Origin of the sequence: Gordonia sp. w5E2 (assembly GCF_036540975.1) — a bacterium.
Classification (GTDB): domain Bacteria; phylum Actinomycetota; class Actinomycetes; order Mycobacteriales; family Mycobacteriaceae; genus Gordonia; species Gordonia jacobaea.
This window is the reverse complement of the sequence record NZ_CP144213.1, coordinates 3378266-3401546: the sequence shown is the minus strand read 5'-3', so window position 1 is coordinate 3401546 and position 23281 is coordinate 3378266. Positions and strand designations below refer to the sequence as shown.

The window sequence follows — 23281 nt, the reverse complement described above, 5'->3', positions numbered from 1 at the left end:
GGCTCGGTCGGCGGTCGGGAAAGAGTCGAGCCCTGCGGCACGGTGGTGCCGCAGGGCTCGTGACCCGTCGAGAGTCAGTGTTTCACTTGAGTTCTGCGCTGCTCTTGTTCAGCACGCGGCGCGCGATGATGAGCTGCTGGATCTGCTGGGTGCCCTCGAAGATGTCGAGGATCTTCGAGTCGCGGGCCCACTTCTCGAGCAGTAGTCGCTCCGAATACCCAAGCGTGCCAGTCAGTTCGACGGCCTTGTTGGTGACATCGGTGACGGTGCGGCCGGCCTTGGCCTTGGCCATCGACGCCTGCAGCGAGTTGGGTTCCTTGTTGTCGGCCATCCACGTGGCGCGGATCGTCAACAGGTAGGCGGCCTCGAAGTCGGACTCCATCCGGATGAACTCGGCGGCTGCGGCGTGCTGGTTCTCGGCAGGCTTGTCGTAGTCGATCTCGATGCCCGCCTCCTCCAGGATGCGGCGCAACTCCTCGAGGGCGGCACGCGCAACACCGACGGCCATACCCGCGACGAGCGGACGGGTGTTGTCGAAGGTCTGCATGACCCCGCCGAAACCCTTCTTGGTATCCACCTCGGGGCTGCCGAGCAGATTCTCCTTGGGGATGCGGCAGTTCTCGAAGCGGATCACGGCGGTGTCGGAGACGCGGATGCCGAGCTTGTGCTCGAGTCGCACCACCTCGACGCCGGGATGCTCGCGCGGCACGACGAAGCTCTTGATTGCCGCGCGTCCGAGGCTGCGATCGACGCTGGCCCAGACGACGATGTGGGTGGCGCGCGAACCGGAGGTCACGAAGATCTTCTCGCCGTTGATCACGTACTCGTCGCCGTCGAGCTTGGCGGTGGCTGTCACCGCGGCCGAGTCGGAGCCGAAGCTGGGTTCGGTGATGGCCATGGCGGCCCACACCTTGCCGAAGCGCTTGAGCTGCTCGTCGGTGGCGACAGCGGCGATGGCCGAGTTGCCCAGTCCCTGATAGGGCATCGACAACGTCAAACCGACGTCGCCCCAACATGTTTCGATGACATTCATCACCGACTGCATGTTGCCGCCGTTGATATTTGCGCCCTCGCGCTCCGGCTTGGCCTTCTTCTCCTGGCTTCGCCCGCCGTCGGCACCCGCACCGGCCTGGCCGGTCTCGGCGAGGCCGTCGTACAGGCTTGCGAGAGTGTCGAGTTCGACGGGATAGGAGTGCTCGGCGAGGTCGTACTTGCGCGAGATGGGTCGGAAGATTTCGGCCGCGGCCTGGTGGGCCTGGTCGATCGTGGTGTTCAGCTTCCGGGGGAGTTCCAGATTGATTGCCATGTCAGATGCTTTCTCGGTCGGTCTCGTCGTCGGAAGACAGCCGCCGTCAGAGGACGACGATGCCCTCGCCGATGCCTGCGCCACGCAGATCGCGGTACCAACGCTCGACCGGGTGCTCCTTGGTGAAGCCGTGACCGCCGAGCAACTGCACGCCGTCGAGTCCGATCTGCAGGCCCTTGTCGATGGTCAGCTTGCGTGCGAGTGCCGATTCGCGAGCGAACGACAGACCCTGCTCGGCTCGCGACGCGCCACGCAGTGTGACCAGGCGAATCCCGTCGAGCTCGGTCGCGATGTTGGCGACCATGAAGGCGACGGCCTGCCGGTTGGAGATCGGCTCGCCGAATGCCTCACGCTCGTTGACGTAGGGGATCACGTAGTCGAGGACGGCCTTGCCGGTTCCGGCGGCGAGCGCCGACCAACCGAGGCGTGACAGACGTACGACGTCGCGATACGCGGCCAGGGCTGCCTCACCGGCTTCTTCGCCGAGGAGTGCGCTCTCGGGGACGGCGACGTCTTGCAGCAGCAGACGACCCATGCCCGCGGCGCGCACACCCATGCCCGGATCTGCTTCGACGATCAGTCCCTCGGAGTCGGATTCGACGATGAACAGCGCGGGCTGGCCGTCGAGCGCGGCTCCGACGATGAACAGTTCGGACGAACCGGCGGCAGGCACGAACGACTTCACGCCGTTGAGCCGGTAGCCGCTCGGCACACGAGTTGCCTTGGTCTGCAACGAGAATGCGTCGAACAGCGCGCGCGGCTCCGCGATCACGACGGACGACTGCGGCACGTTCTCGCCTGCGAAGTCGGGCAGGTAGGTCTTTTGCTGGCTGTCGCTGCCGAAGTTGGTGAGAGTGGTTGCGACGCCGCTCGGGGCGAGAAGCGGGAGGGCAAGTCCCATGTCGCCGTAGGCCATTGCCTCGGCAACGAGGGCGTTGGTGACGACGCCACGCTCGGAAGCTGCGCCGTCGAACTGCTCGGGCACGTTGATCATCGTGATGCCGAGTTCGGCGGAGCGCTTGACGATGTCGTCAGGTGCGCTCGCGGCGGCGTCGGCATCGTAGGCAGCGGGGCGCAGGATCTCCTCGGCGAACTCCTTGACCGTCTCGGCGATCATCTGCTGCTCGTCGTCGGGGTTGAGGTTGAAGTAGTCCTTGGGCGTGGTGCTCAATCGCGCTGCGCCGCCGGAACCGCCCTGCACCTTCTTGAACGCGCGGTTGGCGGCGCCGAGGGTTTGGAAGCCGGTCTTGGTCGCCTGGTAGGCGATCCGGTTGATGGGCTCACGGATCTGGTACTTCTCCGCGAAGTCGGAGCCGGTCACCGTCGTGAGCACACGCATGGCGGTACCGATGGCATTGCGCTTGTGCGGGTTCTTGCCGACTGCGGAAGTGTCGCGGGGTTCGGTGTGAGTCGTCATGACAACCATTTCTCTTCGCACGGGTGCTGGAACTGACCGTGAGCAGTATCTTACTCGGTAGTAAGTACGAACCTTACTACTCGGTAAGGAGATTGTCACGCGCTCGTCGAACATAGTGTTCTCCCCGCCGGTTTAGGCTGGTCACGTGTCAACTGATCGCGCCGACGTCCCTGGTCGCCATACCGCTGCGCCGTCGGGTTCGGATGGCCGACGAAGCCGTGCCGGACCGGCGATGGTGGTCGCCGTCGGCGGGGCGGCATTGCTCACCGCGATCGTGTGGCCACTGGACTCGGTCGATCACGGCCCCGACTTCTGCCCGTTCCGTGCGATTACGGGTCTGCCGTGCCCGGGTTGCGGACTCACGCGCAGTTGGGTGCACCTCATGCACGGTGATGTGAGCGGGGCGTTCACCTACAACGTGTTCGGGCCGTTGACGCTGGCGGCGACTGCGATTGCAGTCGTGGCCGGAGTCGTGTGCCTCGTCGCCGGTCCGGGGGCATTGAGGCGACTGCGCCTACGTCGACTGCTGCCGGTGTTGGTGGTGGCGATCGGTGTGTGGCTGGTCTACGGCGTCGCCCGCATCGTCGACGCCGCTGCTGGATGGGGTGTGTTTCCCTCGGTCGTGTGACTCGGTGTTCGTTCGGATCAATGCGCAAACCCATATGTGAGAGCACAGTGGACACATGGAGATCACCCACTTCGGCCATTCCTGCGTGCTCGTCGAATTGGACGGGACGCGAATCCTCTTCGACCCGGGAACCATGTCGCACGGCTTCGAAGGACTCACCGGACTCGACGCGATCCTGATCACTCATCAGCATCCCGATCACTGCGACGTCGGGCGGCTGCCGAATCTCGTCGGCGAGAACCCCCAGGCGATCCGTATCGCCGATCCGCAGACCGCCGCGCAACTCAACTCCGACGATGTCGCAGGTGAGTGGACCGCGGCGCTCGCGGGCGGCCAAGTCGGCGTCGGCGCGGTGACCGCGCGATTCACCGGAGGACGCCACGCTGTGATCCACCCCGAGATCCCCGTCGTCGACAACGTGGCGTATGTACTCGGAACAGCAACGGCTCCAGGACGTTTCATGCATCCGGGAGATTCGTTCTACATTCCGTTCGAGCAGATCGACGTGCTCGCGCTGCCCTCGGCCGCGCCGTGGATGAAACTCAGCGAGTCGGTCGACTACCTGCGTGCGATGGCGCCGCGGGTCGCCGTCCCGATCCATCAGGCTGTGCTTTCCGACGCGGGGACCAGCGTTCACTACGCGCGGTTGCAGGAGATGAAGGATCCCGGCACCGAGTTCGTCGTGCTCGGCGAGGAGTCGGCGACCCAGGTGTGACGACCTCGTCGCGGCTCACGCGGGAGGGGCAAAGAACTCCAGCGCGATGTTGTCGGGGTCGCGGAAAGAAATGCCGGACCCGTAGTGCGCGTGCTTGATCTCGCTGTGCGCGACGCCGAGCTCGTCCAAGCGCACCAGCCAGTCGTCGAGTTCCGCACGACTGACGGCAAAGGCGATGTGGTCGAGTCCCGTCCTGTGTTCGTCAAAGCTTCCCGACGCCGCCGAGCCGGTGTGCGTGTGCAGTCCGAAGAGGGTTCCGCCGGCGAGCGCGAACACCGCGTGATGAAAGTCGCCCGACTCCTCATCTTCGTCGAGGACGGGCGCGGCGTCGAACAGCGCTGTGTACCAACGAGTGCTGGCGTCGAGGTCGGTGACGGTAATGGCCACGTGGGTCAGTGCGGGAAAGCTGGGCATCGCGAATCTCCTGGAGCGTTGGGTCTCAGACGCACACGCTAGGAGCTGTCGGCGGTCGCCACGCGGGATTGCGCACGGACTATCCGAGCGGGCAGGTAGCCCGGAGAGGACGCCGCGGGTTACGCCTCGAGCGCAGCGAGCACCTCGTCGTGGAGAAGTCCGTTGGTCGCGACCGCGCTGCCGCCGCCGGGACCGGGTGAGCCGTCGAGTGACGTGAACCGCCCGCCTGCTTCGCGGACCAGCACGTCGAGCGGGGCGAGATCCCATAGCGACACCTCGGGTTCTGCCGCGATGTCGACGGCGCCCTCGGCGACGAGGCAGTAGTTGAGGAAGTCGCCGTAGCCGCGCACGCGCCAGACACGGTCGGTGAGGTCGATGAACTTGTCGCGGACTCCGCGGTCGGCCCAGCCGGACAGGCTCGAGAAGGTCAGGCTCGACGACGCGAGGTCGGCGACATTCGAGACCGCGATCTGACGCGCGTCGCCGTGGTCGAACGCGACGAACGCACCGTGACCGGTGGCGGCCCACCAACGGCGGCTCAACGCAGGCGCCGACACCACGCCGACCACCGGCACGCCGTCGACCAACAAAGCGATCAGCGTGGCCCAGATCGGGACGCCGCGCACGAAGTTCTTTGTGCCGTCGATGGGGTCGACGACCCACTGCCGACCGGTCAGGACCGCGTCACCGCCGAACTCTTCGCCGAGGACCTCGTCGTCGGGGAAGACAGCCGCGAGCCGTTCGCGGATCATCTGTTCGCAGGCGAGGTCGGCGTCGGAGACCGGGGTGAGGTCGGGTTTGGCGTCGACCTCGAGGTCGATCGCGCCGAAGCGCCGCATCGTCAGCGCGTCGGCGGACTCTGCGAGAGAGAGCGCGAAATCGAGGTCGGCGGTGGCGTCGGAACCGGGCGTCGGAAGCACCCGGTCAGCGTAACGCTTGGCCGCGTTGCGAAAACTGTGGACTGATGGCTGCCACGATGACCGTCGACGCTGCGTTCGCCGCCCGAAATGCCCGGTCGGGTCGGTAGGGTTGATGCCATGTTGACCGTCATTCTCGTCATATTGCTCGTCGTCGCCGTGATCGCGATGATCATGCGTTTCCGCGGACAGCGGATCGGCGGATTCGGTGGGAACACGGCGGGCTACGCGCAAGGAACGCTGACCGTCACGGGCGTGAGTGATCAGGCCGAACCCGACAGCAAGGGGCAAGCGTTCTGCACCATCTCCGGAACGATCAACGGTCCGGGAACCAACCCGACCGAGGTGTACGGAACGATGATCCTCACCGAGGGCGAACCGTGGCCGCAGATCGGATCCGAGCAGGCCGTGGTCTACAAACCGGGGAAGACCGCGACGACGTGGAGTTTCGGCCAATTGCCTCCCATGCAGACACCCGACGTGCCGCCCTCGGTACCGCCGTCGGCGTGAGGAGTGGGGGCACATCGGCAATCAGCAGTCGGTACCCTGGTAAACCGTGCATCCTGACGTAGCAACCGATCTCGAATCGCTCGACTCGACCCTGACGACCGTCGAGAAAGTCCTCGACGTCGAGGAGTTGCGTCGGCGGATCGACGAGCTCGAGATGCAGGCGTCCGACCCGGATCTGTGGAACGACCAAGACCACGCGCAGAAGGTGACAAGCGAACTCTCGCACGCCCAGGCGGAGCTGCGTCGCGTCACCGAGTTGCGGCAGCGACTCGATGACATGCCCGTCCACTACGAACTCGCGGAGTCCGAAGAGGGTGAGGCGCGCACGTCGGCGCTTGCCGACGCCGACGCCGAGCGCGAATCCCTGCGCAGCGATATTCAAGCGATGGAAGTCAAGACCATGCTCGCCGGCGAGTACGACTCGCGCGACGCCGTGGTCAATATCAGGTCGGGTGCGGGCGGCGTCGATGCCGCCGATTGGGCCCAGATGTTGATGCGTATGTACGTCCGCTGGGCGGAGAAGCACGGCTACGGCGTCGAGGTCTACGACACCTCCTACGCGGAGGAAGCGGGCTTGAAGTCGGCGACCTTCGCGGTCAAGTCGCCCTACATGTACGGCACGCTCTCGGTGGAGCAGGGCACACACCGATTGGTGCGGATCAGCCCGTTCGACAACCAGGGCCGACGCCAGACCTCGTTCGCAGAGGTCGAGGTTCTGCCAGTCGTCGAGACCACCGACCACATCGACGTCGACGAGAACGACGTGAAGGTCGATGTCTACCGGTCGTCGGGTCCCGGCGGTCAGTCGGTCAACACCACCGACTCGGCCGTGCGGTTGACCCACATCCCGACCGGCATCGTCGTGACCTGTCAGAACGAGAAGAGCCAGCTGCAGAACAAGGCGTCGGCGATGCGGGTGCTGCAGGCCAAGCTCCTCGCCCGCAAACAGCAGGAGGAGCGCGCAGAGCTCGACGCACTGAAGGGCGACGGCGGATCGAGCTGGGGCAACCAGATGCGTTCCTACGTGCTGCACCCTTATCAGATGGTCAAGGACCTGCGGACCAACGTCGAGAACAACAACCCGACCACGGTTCTCGACGGCGACATCGACGAGTTCATCGAAGCCGGCATCCGCTGGCGGATGGCTGATGCCGATGCGTGAGGTCTTCGCGCGGGCAGGTTCGTCGGTGCTGGCGCGGGCCGACCTCACCACACTCGCGTTCGCACCCGGTGCGACGGAGTCGGTGATCGGGCGCTTCTACCGATGGATGGCCACGAACGGCCTCGAAATCGTCATCTGGATCCTCGGCGGCATCCTCGTCGTGCGGTTTATCCGCTGGTCGGCGCAGAAGTTCAACGACCGTATCGAGGCCAAGTTCCACAACAGTGATCTGATTGTGCAGAGCGAGGACTCCAAGCACCGCCGCGCGATGATCGACGTGGTGTCGTGGACGCTTGTCGTCGTCGTCGGCATCATCGTGTTCCTGCACATCCTCACGGTGTTCAAGGTGCCGTTGTCAGGCCTGGTCGGCCCGACTGCCGTCGTCGGTGCGGCACTTGGTTTCGGTGCCCAGCGGGTGGTCCAAGACATCCTTGCGGGATTCTTTGTGGTCGCCGAACGGCAGTACGGATACGGCGACGTCGTGGCTCTGACCGTCACCGGCAACGGTGAAGCCGAGGGAACCGTCGAGGACGTGACGTTGCGCATCACCCGACTTCGTACATCCGAGGGCGAGGTCATCACCGTTCCCAACGGGCAGGTCATCAAGACCACCAACCGCTCGAAGGACTGGGCGAGAGCCGTCGTCGACGTTCCGGTGCCCGCCGACTCCGACATCGGAGTGGTCAACGAGGTTCTATCCGAGGTTGGCCAGCGCTTCTACAACGATCCGTACTGGCACGACTTGCTTCTCGACGCGCCGTCGCCGCTCGGTGTGACAAACCTCGAGCTCGATTCGATGACCGTCAGGATGGTGACCAGGACTCTGCCCGGCAAACAGTTCGAGGTCAGCCGTGCGCTGCGCGCATGGATCGTGCGCGCACTGGCTCGCCGCGGTATCAACGTCGCCTCGGGTAAAGAGGTGCAGGCGGGGTCAGCGCCGCCGAGCGGTCATTCCGAAGCCGACGCGCAAGCATCGTCGGGGGGTGACAAGTGATGGTTCACCGTCATGACGGCCCCGACCACAGCGCGGGTCGATCCGACGACGACGCCGCGAAGGCAGCGGCCGAGGAGGTCGTCGCCAAGATCGAGCAGGCAGAAGCCGCCGCCGACAAGCAGGAAAACGCTAAACGCAACGGCAACAGCAACGGCGACGCGAATGCCGACTTGGACGCAAAGGACGACTCGGACGCGGATCGCACGGTGGCCCCGCAGCCGCGCACGGACGAGATCGGCAATCCACACAGTCTGCGCCACCGACGCGACTGGCACCACATTCCGCACACCGGGGTCCGTACCAGTACGGCGATCGTGTCGGTGCTTTTCATCGTGTGCGTCATTGTCTACGGCTACACCTCGCAGCGGTACGGAATCGTCGACGCTCCTGCGCCCCAGCCGACTCATCACCGCACGTCGGTCGAGACGACTCCGGAGACGACGTACTCGACGCCGTCCTCGTCGTATCCCTCGACGTCGGTGCCGTCGGGCGTCTCGGGTGAGTCGGGTAGTCCGAGCGAAGAGCCCGGTCAGGGAGGCGCCGTTCCGGGCACCCAGAGTGGGCAACCGACCACGACCGGTGGCAACGGCTTCTCGGACTTCTTCAACAACCGGAACAACCAGCAGGAGACGACGGCAGTCCCGTCGCGTTGACCGGGCGGGTCGGCGCGCGGGTGCGCACCTGAACAGACCTCTCAGGCGTCACCGTTACACTCTGTTGTCGTGATCAAGCTGGAGAACGTGACGATGAAGTACAAGGCATCCAGCCGACCCGCCCTCACCGACCTCGATCTCGAGGTCGACAAAGGCGAGTTCGCGTTCCTCATCGGCCCCTCTGGTTCTGGCAAGTCGACGTTCTTCCGGCTGCTGCTCAAAGAGGATCGGCCGACGAAGGGTGAGGTGTACGTCGGCGACTTCCACGTGAACCGCCTTCGCGGACGCACGGTGCCGAAGCTGCGGCAATCCATCGGGTGTGTGTTCCAGGACTTCCGGTTGCTGCAGCAGAAGTCGGTGGCCGACAACGTGGCGTTTGCGCTCGAGGTGATCGGCAAGCAGCCGTCGACCATTCGCCGTGTCGTACCGGAGGTCCTCGAGTACGTGGGTCTCGAGGGCAAGCAGGACCGTATGCCCTACGAGCTGTCGGGCGGTGAGATGCAGCGTGTCGCCATCGCGCGCGCGATCGTCAACCGGCCACTGGTCCTGCTCGCCGACGAGCCCACTGGCAACCTCGATCCGGAGACCAGCGAGGAGATCGTCGACGTGCTCGACCGCGTCAACCGGCGCGGAACAACCGTCGTCATGGCGACGCACGATCGGCACATCGTCGACGCGATGCGACGTCGGGTACTCGAGTTCGACAACGGCAGACTCGTCCGCAACGACGCACAAGGCGTGTACGGCATCGGCTGACCGTCGATCCGGGGTGAGTGCGACTACGCGCCACCGACCGCTTCGACGCCCGTCAGTCCGCGTACCACCGAGCCGCGCACCACACAGACCAAAGGACGTGTAGCACCAGCATGCGAGCGAACTTCATCATCAGAGAGGTCCTCAACGGTCTCCGCCGCAACGTCACGATGACGGTCGCGATGATCCTCACCACTGCCATTACCCTCGGCATGCTCGGTGGCGGATTGTTGGTCATCCAGATGGCGAACAAGAGTCAGAAGATCTTCCTCGACCGCGTCGAGATGCAGTTCTACATCAACGACGACGTCAGTGCGGCCGACCCCGACTGCCAACGCGCACCGTGTTCGACGCTGCGCACCAACCTGGAGAACGAGCCGGGCGTCGGCTCGGTGACCTACGTCAGCAAGGCGGACGCCTACAAGGCGGCGAAGGCGGCGTTCGAGCAGAGCGCACCCGAGATCGCCGACATGATCTCGCCCGACGCCAACCCCGCGTCGCTCAAGGTTCGGATGAGCGACGCGAGCCAGTTCGGTGCCGTGCTCGACAAATATGCCGACCGGAAGGATCTGGGCGTCGACGGCGTTCTAGATCAGCGAGAGTTGGTGAAACGCATCTTCAGCGTGCTCGACGGTGTGCGCAACGCGGCGTTCGCGGTGGCCGCGGTCCTTGCGGTGGCGGCGATCCTACTGATCGTCAATACAGTTCAGGTCGCGGCGTTCACCCGGCGGACAGAGGTGTCGATCATGCGGCTTGTCGGTGCGACCCGTTGGTACACGCAGCTACCCTTCCTCTTGGAAGCGGTGGTCTCGGCGTTCATCGGTTCGCTGCTGGCGATAGCCGGTCTGTTCGCGGCGAAGGTGTTCTTCTTCGACAAGGCGTTGAACGACCTCTACGGCGTCAACATCCTGGCCAGGATCACCGCGGGCGACGTGTTGTTCGTGTCGCCGTGGCTGATCCTCGCCGGAATTGTGTTGGCAGGCGCGACGGCGTATGTCACGCTGCGTGTCTATGTTCGTGAGTAATAGCGGGCTGTAGCGAGGAGGCTCGGAGCGACGGCTGGCCGACGATTAGCGACAGAAAGGGCTGAGTGATGGCGAGGGAGAAGGGGCGCAACGTGATTGCGTCGAATCGGAAGGCTCGCCATAACTACGCCATCCTGGACACCTACGAAGCCGGTGTCGCTTTGGTCGGCACCGAGGTCAAGAGTCTTCGGGAGGGCAAGGCGTCGTTGGTCGACGCATTCGCCACCATCGACGACGGCGAGGTGTGGCTGCGTGGCCTCAACATTGCCGAGTACGGGCGCGGTTCGTGGACGAACCACACGCCGCTGCGCAAGCGCAAGCTCCTCATGCATCGCAGTGAGATCGACAATCTGATCGGCAAGATCCGCGACGGCAACCTCACCTTGGTGCCCCTGTCGCTGTACTTCAACGACGGCAAGGTCAAGGTCGAGCTCGCGCTCGCACGCGGTAAGCAGGCACACGACAAGCGCCACGACATTGCTCGACGCACCGCGCAGCGTGAGGTCGAACGCGAGCTGGGTCGTCGCGTCAAGGGCATGTGACCGCGACGTCGACGTCTCGTGGAGCGCGCTTCCCGGTGGTTGCCGCCGTCGTGGCGGTGATCGCTGTGTTGGCGGCTGTCGCGTGCGCGCCGCAGCAGGAGGGTCGGATCGGCGGTGACGGACCCGCGATCCCCGGGCTTGCGGGGGTTCCGCCGATGGGGTGGAACAGTTGGAACACCTTCGGATGTCGGATCACCGAGCAGATCATCCGTGCGCAGGCCGATGCGCTGGTGTCGTCGGGACTGCGCGATGCCGGTTACAAGTACGTGATCGTCGACGATTGCTGGGCTGCTCCGCAGCGCGACGCCTCCGGCAGGCTGCAGGCAGATCCGGTTCGATTTCCGTCGGGTATGGCCGCTCTTGGGGACTACCTCCATCAGCGTGGCCTACTTTTCGGGATCTATTCAGGCGCACGGGATAAGACCTGCACCCAGTTCCAGGGCACGTATCCGGGCGCGACGGGCAGCGGTGGCCACGAGGCAACCGACGCCCAGACATTCGCCGGATGGGGCGTCGACTATCTCAAGTACGACTGGTGCTCGTCCGACACTTCTCACGACGATCAGGTCTCATCGTTCACCGCGATGCGAAATGCGTTGCGCGACACGGACCGTCGAATCGTGTTTGCGATCAATCCCAACAGCGGCGTCGCGGGATCGGTACCCGGTGCCGAATTCGATTGGGGCGGAACAGCAACCACGACGCGTGTGACCAACGACGTCACGCCCGCATGGTCGACCGCGAATGGATCGTCGGGATATCAGGGCATCGTAAACATCGTCGACGCCGCGGGGCCGTTGACCGCACGGGTGAAGCCGGGTTCGTTCATCGACCCGGACATGCTGGTCGTCGGATCAACTGGGCTCACACCCGCGCAGCAGCGCACTCAGATCTCGATGTGGTCGATGATGGCTGCGCCTCTGATCGCGGGAAACGACCTGACGAACATGTCGCAGCAGACTCTCGACACGTTGCGTAACGCGGCAATCATTGCGATCGACCAGGATTCGCGAGTCGTCGCCGGTGCGATGGTCGACGACGACCCTGAGGTGTGGTCGCGGGCCATCGGCGAGAAGGGGTTGGTCATCTCGCTGACCAACCGCGCCGATCATGCGCGCACGCTGTCGGTGTCGTTGGGAAGCATCGGACTCGTTGGCGATGCGTCGGTGACCGGTGTGGACGCGTGGACCGGGCGCTCTTTCACGGCGCAGCACGGCGAGTTGTCGGTACCTGTCGGCGTGCACGACACGGTGGTCCTCGAGATCCGCTGAGTGTGATCACTTCGCGAGGTGCGGTGTCGTTAACGGCTCGAAGGTGTCTGGGGACGCTCATTTGGGTCGCGATCCGGTGACGACTGACCGTTAGCGGCGCGTCAAGTCTGGAAGGTTGCTGTGAGTGTCGGTAGACATGCCGGGTGATCACGAGGGGACTACCACAAACGGAACATAAGCCACAGGCGTCACAGGCGACGCGAGCATGGCGACCGGTGAAGACGCCGAGGCGTTCTCGACGCGGGACGTCGATCGTCGCCACGTTGCTGGCCGTTGTCATAGCGGTTGCGGGGGCAGCGCTCACGGGTACCGCGGTCGCGGCTCCTGCTTCGGCGGCGGTGGTGCGGATCGACCGGGTCGACGACCAACTGTCGATCGTCTACGTGTACTCGCCGTCGATGAGCAAGGTGATCCCGAATCAGGTGTTGCGACCGCGAGGCGACGGCTCGGCGCCTGTCTTCTACCTGCTCAACGGACGGTCAGGCGGCGTCGAAGGTGACAGTTGGCTCAAGCAGACCGATTACCGATCGTTCTTTGCTCGCAAGAACGTGACCGTGGTGTCGCCACTGGGTGGGCCGTACTCGTGGTACGCCGACTGGCAGCGGCCGGACCCTGCGCTCGGCGTCAACAAGTGGGAGACCTATCTGCTGCGCGAACTACCGGCCGCCATCGCAGGTCCCTTGCGGGCGAACGGCCGCAACGCGATCGCAGGTTTGTCGCTCTCCGGAGGTCCCGCGCTCGACATCGCCGGCCGCGGCGGATCGCTCTATCGTGCCGCGGCGTCGTACAGCGGTTGCCCCGCCATCAGTGCGCCACCCGCGACCGCAGGCGTCTTGGCGACGACCTCGATCGGTGGTGGCAACGCGCTGAACATGTTCGGACCTCCCGGATCGCCCGCATGGGTTGATCACGACCCATCGCGGAACCCGACGCGGCTGCGTGGCAAGGCGATCTACCCGGGCGCGGCGTCTGGCCTACCGGGACGCACCGACGGCGCTCCCGTTGGCGCGCCGTCGCTGCTGGCCGGACCTGCCGAGGTGGAGATGGGAACGCGCTGGTGCACCGACCAGATGGCCGCGGCACTGAACGGCGCGGGAGTACCGCACACGTACCGAGTGTTCGACCAGGGTGCGCACACGTGGTCGCTGTTCGCCACCGAGATGCGCGACAGTTGGCGGGTGATCGGACCAGCGCTCGGCGCGTGAGAGGGCGCTTTGAACCGAGCCGCCGAGAAAAGGGAATGAACAGCGAGCCGCAGGTTGTTATAGTGGAGCTTCCGCCGGTTTCCGGTGGAACCATCTCGGGGCTGATCGGTTTCGACTACGTGCGTCGAGGTGGGGGAAGCGTGTCGGTGCAGGCCAGAGACCACCGTTAAGCGTCGCGGCAACCAATTAAGCGCCGATAAGAATCAGCGCGACTACGCACTCGCTGCCTGACAGCGACTGCGTGTCTGTCGGCCCGGGTTTTGCTCCCTTACCCGGTGCCGGCATCATCTCGGGGAGCTCACCGTCCACTCCGGTCGCGGGAGTGAACGGGACAACTCACAGCGACTGGGATCGTCATCTCGGCTTGTTCGCGTGACCGAGAGATCCGAGTAGAGATATAGCGGACTGCACACGGAGAAGCCCTACCGAAGCGACGGAGGACCCGGGTTCAATTCCCGGCAGCTCCACGAAGGCCTCCCACCTGTTTACTCAGGTGGGAGGCTTTTTTGTGCGGTGCCGTCGCCGTACATGGTGAGCCAGAACGATCGAGCCATGGCTGCGGCGAATGCGTGGTCTTGGGCGTCGTCGGCGAGTTGCATGACGTCGGAGAAGCCTGCCTGCATGCCTACGACGATGAATCGCGCAGTCTGGTCGGGTTCGATGTCGGGGGACACGAGACCCGCGGCCTGTTCGGTGCGGATTCGTTCGGCGATATCGGCTGTGTAGTTCTGCAGGCCTCGTCGAAAGTTGTCGCCGAAGCGGGTGTCGGTGCTGGTCGTCTCGAGGTACGCACGCCAGATCACGCGGTAGCGGCGGGCTGAGGCGAGGAGTTCGACGATGACGTCGGTGAGGGCCTCCGGACGTGCCTGCGACGGTTCCTTCCAATAGCGGTCGGCCGTGGCCACGAACTCTGCGAGCAGGGGAGCGGTGAGCTGCAGAATCAGCGCGGTCTTGTCGGGGAACCACTGGTAGAACGTCGACCGCGAGACGTCGGCGACCTCGAGGATGCGTTCGACGGGGATGTCGGCGTAGTGCTCGCCGGTTTCCAGAATTTCCGATGCAGCATCGAGAATTCGACTCTCCGACATCGTTTTCCGCCTACCCGCCCTCGGCATGCGCAACACGGTACCGCGTGGGACAACCGGACGATGCCCGGTGCGCAGCGCGCATCGGGTTTCCGCGATAGCCGATGGACTTACGCGCCCTCGGCGAGCGCACGACCGACGAGGTCGAGTGCCGAACCCTGCCACAGGGAGATGTGGTCGAGCATCGCGTGCCGACCCCCCGGCACCGAGACGAACGTGGCGTCGTAACCGTCGTCGCGCAGTTCGGCTATGCCTTCGGCGGTGCGTCGAGCTGAGGTGAGTGTGTCGGCGTCGCCGTGGATGGCGCGCACGTGGGCGCCTCGACGGATCTGACGCCAGTCGCGATGCTGCCACCACGGGGCCAGCGCGAGTAGGCCGGTGACCCGTGGGTCGGCGCCGAGGTGTGCCGCGACGCGTCCACCCATCGAGTGTCCGATGAGTACGACGGGAACGTCGGGGTTGTCGCGCGTGATCGAATCGAGCGCTGCTCGCGCATACGGTAAGGGACTTGCCTGGCCGCCGTTCCAGCCGTACACGCGGTAGCGCACCTGCCGTACGTCGACGGCGCTGCCGAACCGCGCGCGGATCGACCACGTGAACGGGTACATCCTCAGTGCTGTTCCCTGGGTCGCTCGGAAAGGTCGGTAGCTGTCGTCGGTGCCACCGGGCAGGACGAGCACGTTGAGTCGCGGAGTCATCGACTCCAGCATGCCGCTGACGGAACAAGGGACTGACGGCGGCGCCGGTTTCGGGCACAATCTAGGACTATGGCTTCTCCTCGTGCCGGCACTCCGGCTCAGCCCGAAGACCTCATCGACGTCGACGCTGTCGTCGGCGCCTATTACGACAGGGTGCCCGACCCGGATGATCCCGGGCAGCGCGTCGTCTTCGGTACCTCGGGGCACAGGGGGTCAAGCCTCGACTCGGCTTTCAACGAAGCACACATCCTCGCGATCACACAGGCGATCGTCGAGTACCGCACGGGCGCGGGTATCACCGGCCCGCTGTTCATCGGGTTCGACACGCACGCACTGTCGATTCCCGCGTGGAAGTCCGCACTCGAAGTTCTGGTCGCCAACGGGGTGACCGTCTATACCGCAGAAGACGACACCTACACGCCCACCCCTGCTGTCAGCCGTGCGATCCTCACCTTCAACGCTGCCAATCCCGGTGTCGAGTCCGACGGCATTGTCGTCACCCCGTCGCACAATCCGCCGCGTGACGGTGGCTTCAAGTACGACCCGCCGACCGGCGGACCCGCCGATACGACGATCACGTCGTGGGTCGCCAACCGCGCCAACGAGCTGCTTACGGCGAAACTCGATGGGGTCAAACGGATTTCGTTCGAGAAGGCCCGACGCGACGACTTGGTGCACGACTATTCGTTCGTCATGAACTACACCGACGGACTGGGGTCGGTCGTCGACCTCGAGGCGATCCGCAACGCAGGGGTTCACATCGGTGCCGACCCCCTCGGTGGTGCATCGGTCGGCTATTGGGCTGCCATCGGATTCCGCTACAACCTCGACAAGCTCACCGTCGTGAATCCGACTGTGGACCCGACGTTTTCGTTCATGACGCTCGACACCGACGGCCAGATCCGGATGGACTGTTCATCGCCGGACGCGATGGCGTCGCTCATCGATTCGCGTGATTCCTACGACATCGCGACCGGTAACGACACCGACGCCGACCGCCACGGCATCGTCACCCCCGACGGCGGGTTGATGAACCCCAATCACTATCTGGCCGTTGCGATCGACTATCTGTACACGCATCGGTCGAACTGGTCGCCCGATGCCGCGGTCGGGAAGACGCTGGTGAGTTCGAGTCTCATCGACCGAGTCGTCGCCGGTATCGGCAGAAAACTGATCGAGGTGCCCGTCGGATTCAAGTGGTTCGTCGACGGCCTGCTCGATGGCAGTATCGCGTTCGGCGGCGAAGAGAGTGCAGGCGCGTCGTTTCTCATGTTCGACGGCAGTCCGTGGTCGACCGACAAAGACGGCATCATCATGGCGTTGTTGGCGTCGGAGATCTTGGCGGTGACCGGCAAGACGCCGTCGGAGCGCTACCGCGAGCTGGCCGCGGAGTACGGCGAATCCGCTTATGCCAGAACGGATGCGCCTGCCACGCGCGAACAGAAGGCGGTGCTGGCGAACCTTTCCGCTGATCAGATCACCGCCACCGATCTGGCCGGGGATCCGATCACCGCGGTGATGACGAAAGCGCCGGGCAACGACGCGCCGATCGGCGGCGTGAAGGTGACCACCGCGGACGCCTGGTTCGCCGCACGACCGTCGGGTACCGAAGACAAGTACAAGATCTATGCCGAATCGTTCAAGGGTGTCGACCACCTCGCGAAGGTTCAGGAGCAAGCGCAGGAGGTCGTCGACGCCGCACTGTCGTGACTCGTTGGTGCTGTCGTCAATTGCTGGTGCGTTAGGCTCGCCCGTGGTGCCACGCTGCTGATCGGTGTTGCACACCTGCTCCATGGGAGGGCACGGCGACCACACGAAGGATGATCTGTGACTGACAGGCGTAAGCCACCCGCATCGACGTCAAAACACCAGCCTCGCGCGACGTCGAGCACCTCGACGTATGTGTTGCTAGGAATCGCCGTTGTGGTGGTGATCGCTCTGGTCGTCGGCGGCGTTCTGTGGAACCGCAATCGCGATCACGGCGGAACAGCCAACGAGCAGGTCCTCAATTCCAACGCCGCGTTGATCATCGGTGCTCCCGACTCGAAGACGACGATCGACGTCTTCGAGGACTTCATGTGCCCCGTGTGCAAGCAGTTCGAGGAGCAGTCGGGTCAGGCGATTGTCAGCGCCGTCGATGCGGGCAGGCTTCGGGTTCGCTACCACATGCTGAACTTCCTCAATCGTCAGTCGGCGTCGGGTAGTTACTCGAGTCGTGCCGCGGGCGCACTGCAATGTGTTGGCGCAGGCGAAAACAAAGAGGTCTTCTTCAAGTTCCACTCCGCGCTGTTCGCAGATCAGCCGAAGGAAGGTGGCGACTCCGATAAGTCGAACGCCGACCTGGCGAAGGTCGCGGCCGAGCAGGGCGCCAACGGGGTGACGCAGAAATGCATCGCCGACGGGGCCAAGGTCGCCGAGGGCGAGAAGGCGGCTGAGGAGTCGGAGAATCAACTGGCCAAGGCCACCGGCGGGCAGGTTGCCACACCGACAGTGCTCTCCGGAGGCGTGCCTGTTGACGGAATTCTCAACGGAACCGGATGGCTCGACGCCCTGCTCGGCAAGGCGAGTGAATAGTCGGGGTAGCGCCATGCTGTCGCAACCCCGCTGCAACGGTCGCAGATCTCAAACACGTTGCGACGACGCGACGCGAGAGCGCAATGGCGCGAAATCGCGCGATTGCTGTCGTTTTGGTGGCACCCTGGGTATCACTTGTTATCAGGGGGGCCTGATCGGCGTGCTCGGGGGCCCACTCGGTGTTCTGCTCGGATTCGGTCTCGGTGCCGCAGGCGGCGCGCTCGTTGATGCCAGCCGCTCCGACGACCTCGACGACGCGATCACGGAGTTCGGCAAGACTGTTCGCCCCGGCGGCAACGCCATCATCGCGCAGACCGACGAGGCCGACACCGCAGCTCTCGACGCCCTGGTGACCAAGTACGACGGTGCCATCGTGCGTCGCCCGCTCGACGAGGTTCTGGCCGAGCTCGAGGCTCAGCAGGACGCTGCAGAGGCTGCAGCCGAGGCCGCTCGTAAGAAGCTCCACGACGAGAAGAAGGCTGAGAAGAAGGAGAAGCGCGAAGAGCGCGTCGAAAAGCTGAAGGCGAAGTTCTCCTGAGCTGACACTCCTACTGCTTGAGCGAGACCCCTTCGACGACGCGTCGAAGGGGTCTCGTTCTGTTTGTGGCGGGTTTGGGTATTGGCGAATCTTGTTGCGGCAGTATGGACTTCCTCGGGCGTGTGATGTCGGCGACCTGATGTATGCAGATGAGCGATCCGACGGGAGCCTTAAGCGCATATGGACTTTTCGATCGACTAGTTGTAACACCCGGGGAGGTTGTGAACGGCGTGGCGTCTGTGAACAGGTGAGGGCCTCCGGTATCGGTGGGGTTACCACACACACGCCGACTACCAAGAGGCCCTCATGACACACCGTAATGCCTTCCTGGCCGAACGTGGCCGTCTGTCGCTGGCCCAGTGCGTCGTGGAGTCCGGCTGGACGCTGCGGCGAGCTGCTGAACGGTTCAACTGCTCACCCGCTACGGCCAAGAAGTGGGCCGACCGCTATCGGCAGGCCGGTGCGGCCGGGATGACCGATCGCTCCAGCCGCCCCCACCGATCCGCCAACCGGCTCGCGCGGCGGCGGGAACGACGAATCATCAAGGTGCGCTTCTGCCACCGGTGGGGAGCCGCCCGGATCGCGGCGCATTTACACATTGCGCAATCGACCGTGGAGGCAGTCCTGGCGCGCTATCGGATGCCGTTGCTACGCCATCTCGACCAAGCCACCGGCCTGCCGGTGCGCGCGCCACGCCCCCGCCGCTACGAACACGACAATCCTGGTGATCTGGTCCACGTCGACATCAAGAAGCTCGGCCGCATCCCCGACGGCGGTGGACATCGCCAACTCGGGCGCACGATCGGCAATCGGCACAACAACAAGAAGGGCCGCGGCTACTCATTTCTGCATCACGCCGTCGATGACCACTCACGTCTGGCCTATTCGGAGATCCTCGGCGATGAACGCAAGGAGACCGCCGCCGGGTTCTGGACCCGTGCCAACGACTTCTTCACCGCTCACGGCATCACCGTCACCCGAGTCCTGACTGATAACGGGTCCTGTTACCGCTCAAGGGTTTTCGCTGAAGCTCTCGGCCCCGACATCAGGCACAAACGGACCCGCCCCTACCGGCCGCAAACCAACGGCAAAGTCGAACGATTCAATCGCACCCTGGCCTCGGAATGGGCCTACGCACAGCTCTACACCTCTGATGGGGCCCGGGCGGCGACCTACAACGACTGGCTCCACCACTACAATCACCACCGAACCCACAGCGGCATCGGCGGCCTCACCCCGATCGAACGCCTACACGTTCACAACCTGGCCGGGTCTTACAACTAGTCGGCTGAGTCGGTCACACGAATCATGTTGTTGTACAAGCGGAGTGGGTCCGCATTGCGTCTGGCGCGGTGAATATCCACAAGTCGATCTTGTGTTCGAGATTTCCTCGACGCTGTCGGTATTGTCGGGTAATGTAGAACACATATTCGACATGACGTGGGGCGGGGGTGGCGGCACGTGAACGGCAACAGCAATCGCAACAACAGCGAAAACGGTGGCGCGCCTTCGGCTGTGGGGTCGTCTGTGTTGGCCTCTGCTGCGGTGGGTTCTGCGGATGCGGTGGTGGCGGAGAAGCTGTCGCGCTTGGCGTCGGTGTTGGATGAGTTGGCTGCCGTCGATGTGTCGCTGGTATCCGACGCGGCGCTGGTCGAAGCCACTGTGGAGGCCGAACGCCTGGCGTTGCGGACCGCGGGCGCTGTCACGGATCGGTTGATTGTGGAAGCCTCCGACCGCGATCTACCCCGCGCCCTGGGTTTCCGCGATGTTCGCAACTTTATGGGGCACGGTCTGCACATTGGTGACCCGGCGGCGCGGCATCGGGTGATCGCGGCGACCGGATCGTTCACCACGATCTGCGGTGACCGACTACCACCGTCGTGCCCGACGTTGGCTGGGTATGTGGCGGAGGGTCGGGTCGCGGGCGCGCACGTGCGTGCGGTGTTGGAGGTGTTGGAGGCGATCCCCGGTGAGGTGTCGGCCGAGACGAAAGCTGCCGCCGAAGCGCAGATGGCCGGGTATGCGGTCCAGTTCACGCCCGCCGAAATCACCAACCTCGGGTCACGATTGTTGGCGCATCTCGATCCGGACGGGACACTCACCACCTCGAAGGACCGTAAACGTCGACGCCGTCTGTGGGTGAACCGACAGAACGCGCAACTCATGTCACGGTTGACCGCCGATCTCGATCCGATCGCCCGCGCCCGACTCGATACGGTGCTCGACTCGTGGGCCAAACCCGGCATGAACAACCCGGATGATCCGGAGTCGCCGGTCGGTCCGATCGCGACCGCGAATGCCGAGCAGGTCGCGGCGGCCGCGCTGCGTGATGAACGCTCGCCTGCGCAACGCAACCACGACGCCTTCTCCGCACTGCTCGGGCAGGTGTTGGAGTCGGGGATGCTGGGTAACACGCATCGGGGGTTGCCGATTCAGGTGATCGTCACCACCAGCCTGCACGAGTTGGAAGCGCAGGCGGGGATCGCACAAACCACGTCCGGAACACTGCTGCCCATTCAGGACGTGATCAACATGGCCGCCTCTGCCGGAGCGAGTCAGTATTTGGCGGTGTTCGGTGACCACACCAGTGTCCCGCTCTACCTCGGTCGGTCGAAGCGGATCGCGTCGCTCGGGCAACGGTTGGCCTCGTTCGCCTCACCCGGCGGGAAGATGTGTTCGGCACCCGGCTGTAACCAGCCCGCGTCACGGGTGCAGATGCATCACGCCGCGAAAGACTGGGCCGACGGCGGACTCACCGATATCGATCAACTCGTCCCGGCCTGTGATGTGCACAACCGCAGAGTCGGCACGAAACCCGGCCAGTTCACCACCCGCATGATCACCGAAGGACCCGACACCGGTCGCGTCGCCTGGCGGCTCAACGCCAAACCGGGTATGCCGGAGAATCCCGAACGCATCAACCGCATCGCCGACGTCAAAGCCGACTTCCACGACTACCTCGCCGCCGAACACACCAGCAACGACGCTGCTGCAGCCGCAGCACGCGCGGCTGGTACCGGGATCGACACAGACACAACCGTTACCTGGATTGTGTTGCCGCACTTGGTGCCCAACCCGCCCAGCGGGCGGATCGAGCTCGCACTGGTGGGCAGGGTGCCTGTCGGCGATACCTCGCTCCTGAGCAGGCGGGTCGACATCCGATGGAACCTCTCCAGGCCACTCGAACTCGACCCCGAGCCGCCCACAGATCCGGAAGCGCCAACGGGTCCAGCTCCACCAGCCGGCCCCATCGCGCCCCACGGCGCCGACCCGCCAGACAGCCTCGGCCCACCGCTGGCCGACGCCGCCTAACCGGCCGCGGCGACCAGGCCGACACGCTGAACTATCCGGACGCAACGTCGAACCTGGTTGTGCCGCAACCCGTCTACACCCCGCCACCACACTCGGTGGCGGGGCAGACGTGGTTGGGCACATCTGCTTAGGGCGACGGATGAAAGCCGGAACGGCCTCAGGCCCCAGAGGTAGCGCGAGATTCGCGAAGCTCGGCGGCGTCGTCGATGGCTGTGCGTAGTCGTCGAACTGCTTCGCGAAGTGTGTCGGGTTGCAGGGTCGCGAAGCTGAGTCGTGCACTGTCGGTGAGATCGGCATCGACGGCGAATGCCGAACCCGGAACGAACGCGACGCCGTAAGACAGTGCGACACTCAGGATCTCGCTGGTGTCGACACCGGGCAGTCGCACCCAACAGAACATGCCGCCGCTGGGTGAGGTGTATTCGACCGAATCGCCGAGCTCGTCGTCGAGAGCAGACGTCAGGGCGTGTGCGCGGAACGCGTATGCCGAAGCGATCGTGTCGATGTGGGCGTCGAACCACGTTGTGTCGGAGAGCAAGTCGGCCACCATGAGTTGGTTGAGCGTCGATCCGCACAGGTCTGCAGACTGTTTCAGTCGTTCCACTAAATCCACCACAGCGGGTGTCGCGTTCAGCCAGCCAACGCGCAGCGCCGGTGCCAGTGTCTTCGACGCAGAGCCCAGCCGAATCGTGCGATCGCCGGGAATCGGTGTGGGCGGAGCCCCGTCGAACGCCAAGCGTCCATATGGATCGTCCTCGACGATCCAGAATCCGTATGTCTCGGCCAAATCGGCCAGACTGTTGCGGGTCGCAGTGCTCGCGGTTGCTCCTGAGGGGTTGTGGAAGTTGCTCACCGTATGCACTATTCGCGGCCGGACGCCACGTTCGAGGAGCCTCGAAAGTGCTCCGACGTTCGTACCGTCACTCGTGATCGGCAGGGCCACGATCTCGGCGCGGACGCATTGAAACGCTTGTAGGGCACCGACATACACGGGATCGTCGACGACAACGACGTCTCCGGGGTCGACCAGTGCCTGAGCGAGCAGCGACAATGCCTGCTGAGATCCGTGCGTCAGCAGGATTCGGTGTGGGTCGACGCCTTCGACGCTCGCAACCACATCGCGGCAGAGCGATACTCCGCGGCTGGTTGTGTACTGCAGCGCATTTGGGTGGCCGATCATTCGTGTAGCGGCGTCGGCTATGCGGTCGCCCGGGATGAGGTCGGTGGCGGGAAGGCCGCCTGCGAGGCTCAGCACTCCGGGTTGCTCGGTGACCTCGAGGAGGTCGCGAATCGCCGAGCCTCGAACTCCTCGGAGTGCTGCTGACTCGATCGGGACTGTGGGCATTGTCGAGGAATGCGGCATCGCACATCGCTCCTGTTCTCGGGAACTGAACGGGGGAGGTGATGCGGATGGTCACCGGGAAGGCGTGCATCGGGTGGATCGCCTGCCACAAGACTAGCCGAAAGTCTCACTAAGCGATATCGAAATCCCAAATAGTGAAATCCACACGATCGTCTTCGCGTGGGCTTCGCCCCGCGACGGGAGCGTTAATCTAATGAAA

Annotated in this window: 23 protein-coding genes and 1 other RNA gene; 17 read left to right on the top strand and 7 right to left on the bottom strand. The window is 64.5% G+C overall.

Annotated features, from left to right (window positions below):
• Nucleotides 1-82: 82 nt before the first annotated feature.
• A complete protein-coding gene (locus tag RND64_RS15410; RefSeq protein WP_049698991.1) occupies nucleotides 83-1306 on the bottom strand; it encodes an acyl-CoA dehydrogenase family protein in 1224 nt (407 codons plus the stop codon).
• A gap of 46 nt (nucleotides 1307-1352) precedes the next feature.
• Complete coding sequence (locus RND64_RS15405) at nucleotides 1353-2723, bottom strand: acyl-CoA dehydrogenase family protein (RefSeq protein ID WP_049699081.1); 1371 nt, start codon at nucleotides 2721-2723, stop codon at nucleotides 1353-1355.
• A 145-nt stretch (nucleotides 2724-2868) separates the two neighbouring features.
• Here RND64_RS15405 and RND64_RS15400 point away from each other — a divergent pair, with 145 nt between their 5' ends.
• Nucleotides 2869-3351, top strand: a complete 483-nt coding sequence (locus tag RND64_RS15400; protein WP_331436122.1) for a DUF2752 domain-containing protein — start codon at nucleotides 2869-2871, stop codon at nucleotides 3349-3351.
• Nucleotides 3352-3406: 55 nt separating this feature from the next.
• Nucleotides 3407-4066: an MBL fold metallo-hydrolase gene (locus tag RND64_RS15395; RefSeq protein ID WP_331436121.1), complete on the top strand. Its 660-nt coding sequence runs from the start codon at nucleotides 3407-3409 to the stop codon at nucleotides 4064-4066.
• Between the two features lie 15 nt (nucleotides 4067-4081).
• Here the strand turns inward: RND64_RS15395 and RND64_RS15390 are convergent, their stop codons facing one another.
• Nucleotides 4082-4480 carry a VOC family protein gene (locus tag RND64_RS15390; RefSeq protein WP_331436120.1) on the bottom strand — a complete coding sequence of 133 codons (399 nt, stop codon included), beginning with the start codon at nucleotides 4478-4480 and terminating at the stop codon, nucleotides 4082-4084.
• Nucleotides 4481-4599: 119 nt separating this feature from the next.
• Nucleotides 4600-5400, bottom strand: a complete 801-nt coding sequence (gene hisN / locus RND64_RS15385) for a histidinol-phosphatase (RefSeq protein ID WP_064868241.1) — start codon at nucleotides 5398-5400, stop codon at nucleotides 4600-4602.
• 117 nt (nucleotides 5401-5517) lie between these two features.
• Here hisN and RND64_RS15380 point away from each other — a divergent pair, with 117 nt between their 5' ends.
• From RND64_RS15380 to ssrA, 10 genes are all read left to right on the top strand, one after another.
• The gene (locus tag RND64_RS15380) at nucleotides 5518-5907 is read left to right on the top strand and encodes a hypothetical protein (RefSeq protein WP_331436119.1); all 390 of its coding nucleotides are present in this window, start codon (nucleotides 5518-5520) and stop codon (nucleotides 5905-5907) included.
• 46 nt (nucleotides 5908-5953) lie between these two features.
• Nucleotides 5954-7069: a peptide chain release factor 2 gene (gene prfB / locus RND64_RS15375; RefSeq protein ID WP_064862386.1), complete on the top strand. Its 1116-nt coding sequence runs from the start codon at nucleotides 5954-5956 to the stop codon at nucleotides 7067-7069.
• A complete protein-coding gene (locus RND64_RS15370) occupies nucleotides 7062-8063 on the top strand; it encodes a mechanosensitive ion channel family protein (RefSeq protein WP_331436678.1) in 1002 nt (333 codons plus the stop codon). The genes prfB and RND64_RS15370 overlap by 8 nt, the downstream gene beginning before the upstream one ends.
• Nucleotides 8063-8716, top strand: coding sequence for a hypothetical protein (locus RND64_RS15365; protein WP_064868238.1), 654 nt, complete (start codon nucleotides 8063-8065; stop codon nucleotides 8714-8716). Before RND64_RS15370 ends, RND64_RS15365 begins: the two co-directional genes overlap by 1 nt.
• A 69-nt stretch (nucleotides 8717-8785) precedes the next feature.
• Nucleotides 8786-9472, top strand: coding sequence for a cell division ATP-binding protein FtsE (ftsE, locus tag RND64_RS15360; protein WP_064862384.1), 687 nt, complete (start codon nucleotides 8786-8788; stop codon nucleotides 9470-9472).
• A 110-nt stretch (nucleotides 9473-9582) separates the two neighbouring features.
• Nucleotides 9583-10494, top strand: coding sequence for a permease-like cell division protein FtsX (gene ftsX / locus RND64_RS15355; RefSeq protein WP_064868256.1), 912 nt, complete (start codon nucleotides 9583-9585; stop codon nucleotides 10492-10494).
• 68 nt (nucleotides 10495-10562) lie between these two features.
• On the top strand, nucleotides 10563-11036 hold the full coding sequence (gene smpB, locus RND64_RS15350) for an SsrA-binding protein SmpB (protein WP_064868235.1): 474 nt from the start codon (nucleotides 10563-10565) through the stop codon (nucleotides 11034-11036).
• Between the two features lie 50 nt (nucleotides 11037-11086).
• Nucleotides 11087-12307, top strand: coding sequence for a glycoside hydrolase family 27 protein (locus RND64_RS15345; protein ID WP_082937809.1), 1221 nt, complete (start codon nucleotides 11087-11089; stop codon nucleotides 12305-12307).
• Nucleotides 12308-12522: 215 nt separating this feature from the next.
• Nucleotides 12523-13512, top strand: coding sequence for an alpha/beta hydrolase (locus RND64_RS15340; RefSeq protein ID WP_331436118.1), 990 nt, complete (start codon nucleotides 12523-12525; stop codon nucleotides 13510-13512).
• 97 nt (nucleotides 13513-13609) lie between these two features.
• Nucleotides 13610-13982: a transfer-messenger RNA gene (gene ssrA / locus RND64_RS15335) on the top strand.
• A gap of 15 nt (nucleotides 13983-13997) precedes the next feature.
• On the opposite strand, the gene RND64_RS15330 is transcribed toward ssrA, so the two are convergent.
• Entirely contained in the window at nucleotides 13998-14600 is a 603-nt protein-coding gene (locus RND64_RS15330; protein WP_064868229.1) for a TetR/AcrR family transcriptional regulator, read from the bottom strand.
• 107 nt (nucleotides 14601-14707) lie between these two features.
• A complete protein-coding gene (locus RND64_RS15325; protein ID WP_064868253.1) occupies nucleotides 14708-15295 on the bottom strand; it encodes an alpha/beta hydrolase in 588 nt (195 codons plus the stop codon).
• A 69-nt stretch (nucleotides 15296-15364) separates the two neighbouring features.
• Here RND64_RS15325 and pgm point away from each other — a divergent pair, with 69 nt between their 5' ends.
• The 5 genes from pgm (at nucleotide 15365) to RND64_RS15300 (ending at nucleotide 21719) form a co-directional block, all read left to right on the top strand.
• Nucleotides 15365-17005 carry a phosphoglucomutase (alpha-D-glucose-1,6-bisphosphate-dependent) gene (gene pgm, locus RND64_RS15320; RefSeq protein WP_049698545.1) on the top strand — a complete coding sequence of 547 codons (1641 nt, stop codon included), beginning with the start codon at nucleotides 15365-15367 and terminating at the stop codon, nucleotides 17003-17005.
• Nucleotides 17006-17122: 117 nt separating this feature from the next.
• Nucleotides 17123-17869 (top strand): DsbA family protein, encoded by a 747-nt coding sequence (locus RND64_RS15315; RefSeq protein ID WP_049698544.1) that lies wholly within the window; start codon nucleotides 17123-17125, stop codon nucleotides 17867-17869.
• 13 nt (nucleotides 17870-17882) lie between these two features.
• Nucleotides 17883-18407 carry a DUF1269 domain-containing protein gene (locus tag RND64_RS15310; protein WP_269449555.1) on the top strand — a complete coding sequence of 175 codons (525 nt, stop codon included), beginning with the start codon at nucleotides 17883-17885 and terminating at the stop codon, nucleotides 18405-18407.
• 306 nt (nucleotides 18408-18713) lie between these two features.
• Nucleotides 18714-19691, top strand: coding sequence for an IS481 family transposase (locus RND64_RS15305; RefSeq protein ID WP_064868226.1), 978 nt, complete (start codon nucleotides 18714-18716; stop codon nucleotides 19689-19691).
• A 177-nt stretch (nucleotides 19692-19868) separates the two neighbouring features.
• Nucleotides 19869-21719: an HNH endonuclease signature motif containing protein gene (locus tag RND64_RS15300; RefSeq protein ID WP_082943100.1), complete on the top strand. Its 1851-nt coding sequence runs from the start codon at nucleotides 19869-19871 to the stop codon at nucleotides 21717-21719.
• A gap of 157 nt (nucleotides 21720-21876) precedes the next feature.
• Here the strand turns inward: RND64_RS15300 and RND64_RS15295 are convergent, their stop codons facing one another.
• Nucleotides 21877-23082 (bottom strand): aminotransferase-like domain-containing protein, encoded by a 1206-nt coding sequence (locus RND64_RS15295; RefSeq protein ID WP_156525423.1) that lies wholly within the window; start codon nucleotides 23080-23082, stop codon nucleotides 21877-21879.
• Nucleotides 23083-23281: the final 199 nt, after the last annotated feature.

What these genes read in the sequence shown, in the direction of transcription:
- RND64_RS15410 (WP_049698991.1), bottom strand. Translation starts at nt 1,306, where the DNA reads ATGGCAATCAATCTGGAACTCCCCCGGAAGCTGAACACCACGATCGAC.
- RND64_RS15405 (WP_049699081.1), bottom strand. Translation starts at nt 2,723, where the DNA reads ATGACGACTCACACCGAACCCCGCGACACTTCCGCAGTCGGCAAGAAC.
- RND64_RS15395 (WP_331436121.1), top strand. Translation starts at nt 3,407, where the DNA reads ATGGAGATCACCCACTTCGGCCATTCCTGCGTGCTCGTCGAATTGGAC.
- RND64_RS15390 (WP_331436120.1), bottom strand. Translation starts at nt 4,480, where the DNA reads ATGCCCAGCTTTCCCGCACTGACCCACGTGGCCATTACCGTCACCGAC.
- RND64_RS15380 (WP_331436119.1), top strand. Translation starts at nt 5,518, where the DNA reads ATGTTGACCGTCATTCTCGTCATATTGCTCGTCGTCGCCGTGATCGCG.
- RND64_RS15370 (WP_331436678.1), top strand. Translation starts at nt 7,062, where the DNA reads ATGCGTGAGGTCTTCGCGCGGGCAGGTTCGTCGGTGCTGGCGCGGGCC.
- RND64_RS15365 (WP_064868238.1), top strand. Translation starts at nt 8,063, where the DNA reads ATGGTTCACCGTCATGACGGCCCCGACCACAGCGCGGGTCGATCCGAC.
- ftsX (WP_064868256.1), top strand. Translation starts at nt 9,583, where the DNA reads ATGCGAGCGAACTTCATCATCAGAGAGGTCCTCAACGGTCTCCGCCGC.
- smpB (WP_064868235.1), top strand. Translation starts at nt 10,563, where the DNA reads ATGGCGAGGGAGAAGGGGCGCAACGTGATTGCGTCGAATCGGAAGGCT.
- RND64_RS15330 (WP_064868229.1), bottom strand. Translation starts at nt 14,600, where the DNA reads ATGTCGGAGAGTCGAATTCTCGATGCTGCATCGGAAATTCTGGAAACC.
- RND64_RS15325 (WP_064868253.1), bottom strand. Translation starts at nt 15,295, where the DNA reads ATGACTCCGCGACTCAACGTGCTCGTCCTGCCCGGTGGCACCGACGAC.
- pgm (WP_049698545.1), top strand. Translation starts at nt 15,365, where the DNA reads ATGGCTTCTCCTCGTGCCGGCACTCCGGCTCAGCCCGAAGACCTCATC.
- RND64_RS15310 (WP_269449555.1), top strand. Translation starts at nt 17,883, where the DNA reads ATGCTGTCGCAACCCCGCTGCAACGGTCGCAGATCTCAAACACGTTGC.
- RND64_RS15305 (WP_064868226.1), top strand. Translation starts at nt 18,714, where the DNA reads ATGACACACCGTAATGCCTTCCTGGCCGAACGTGGCCGTCTGTCGCTG.
- RND64_RS15295 (WP_156525423.1), bottom strand. Translation starts at nt 23,082, where the DNA reads ATGCCGCATTCCTCGACAATGCCCACAGTCCCGATCGAGTCAGCAGCA.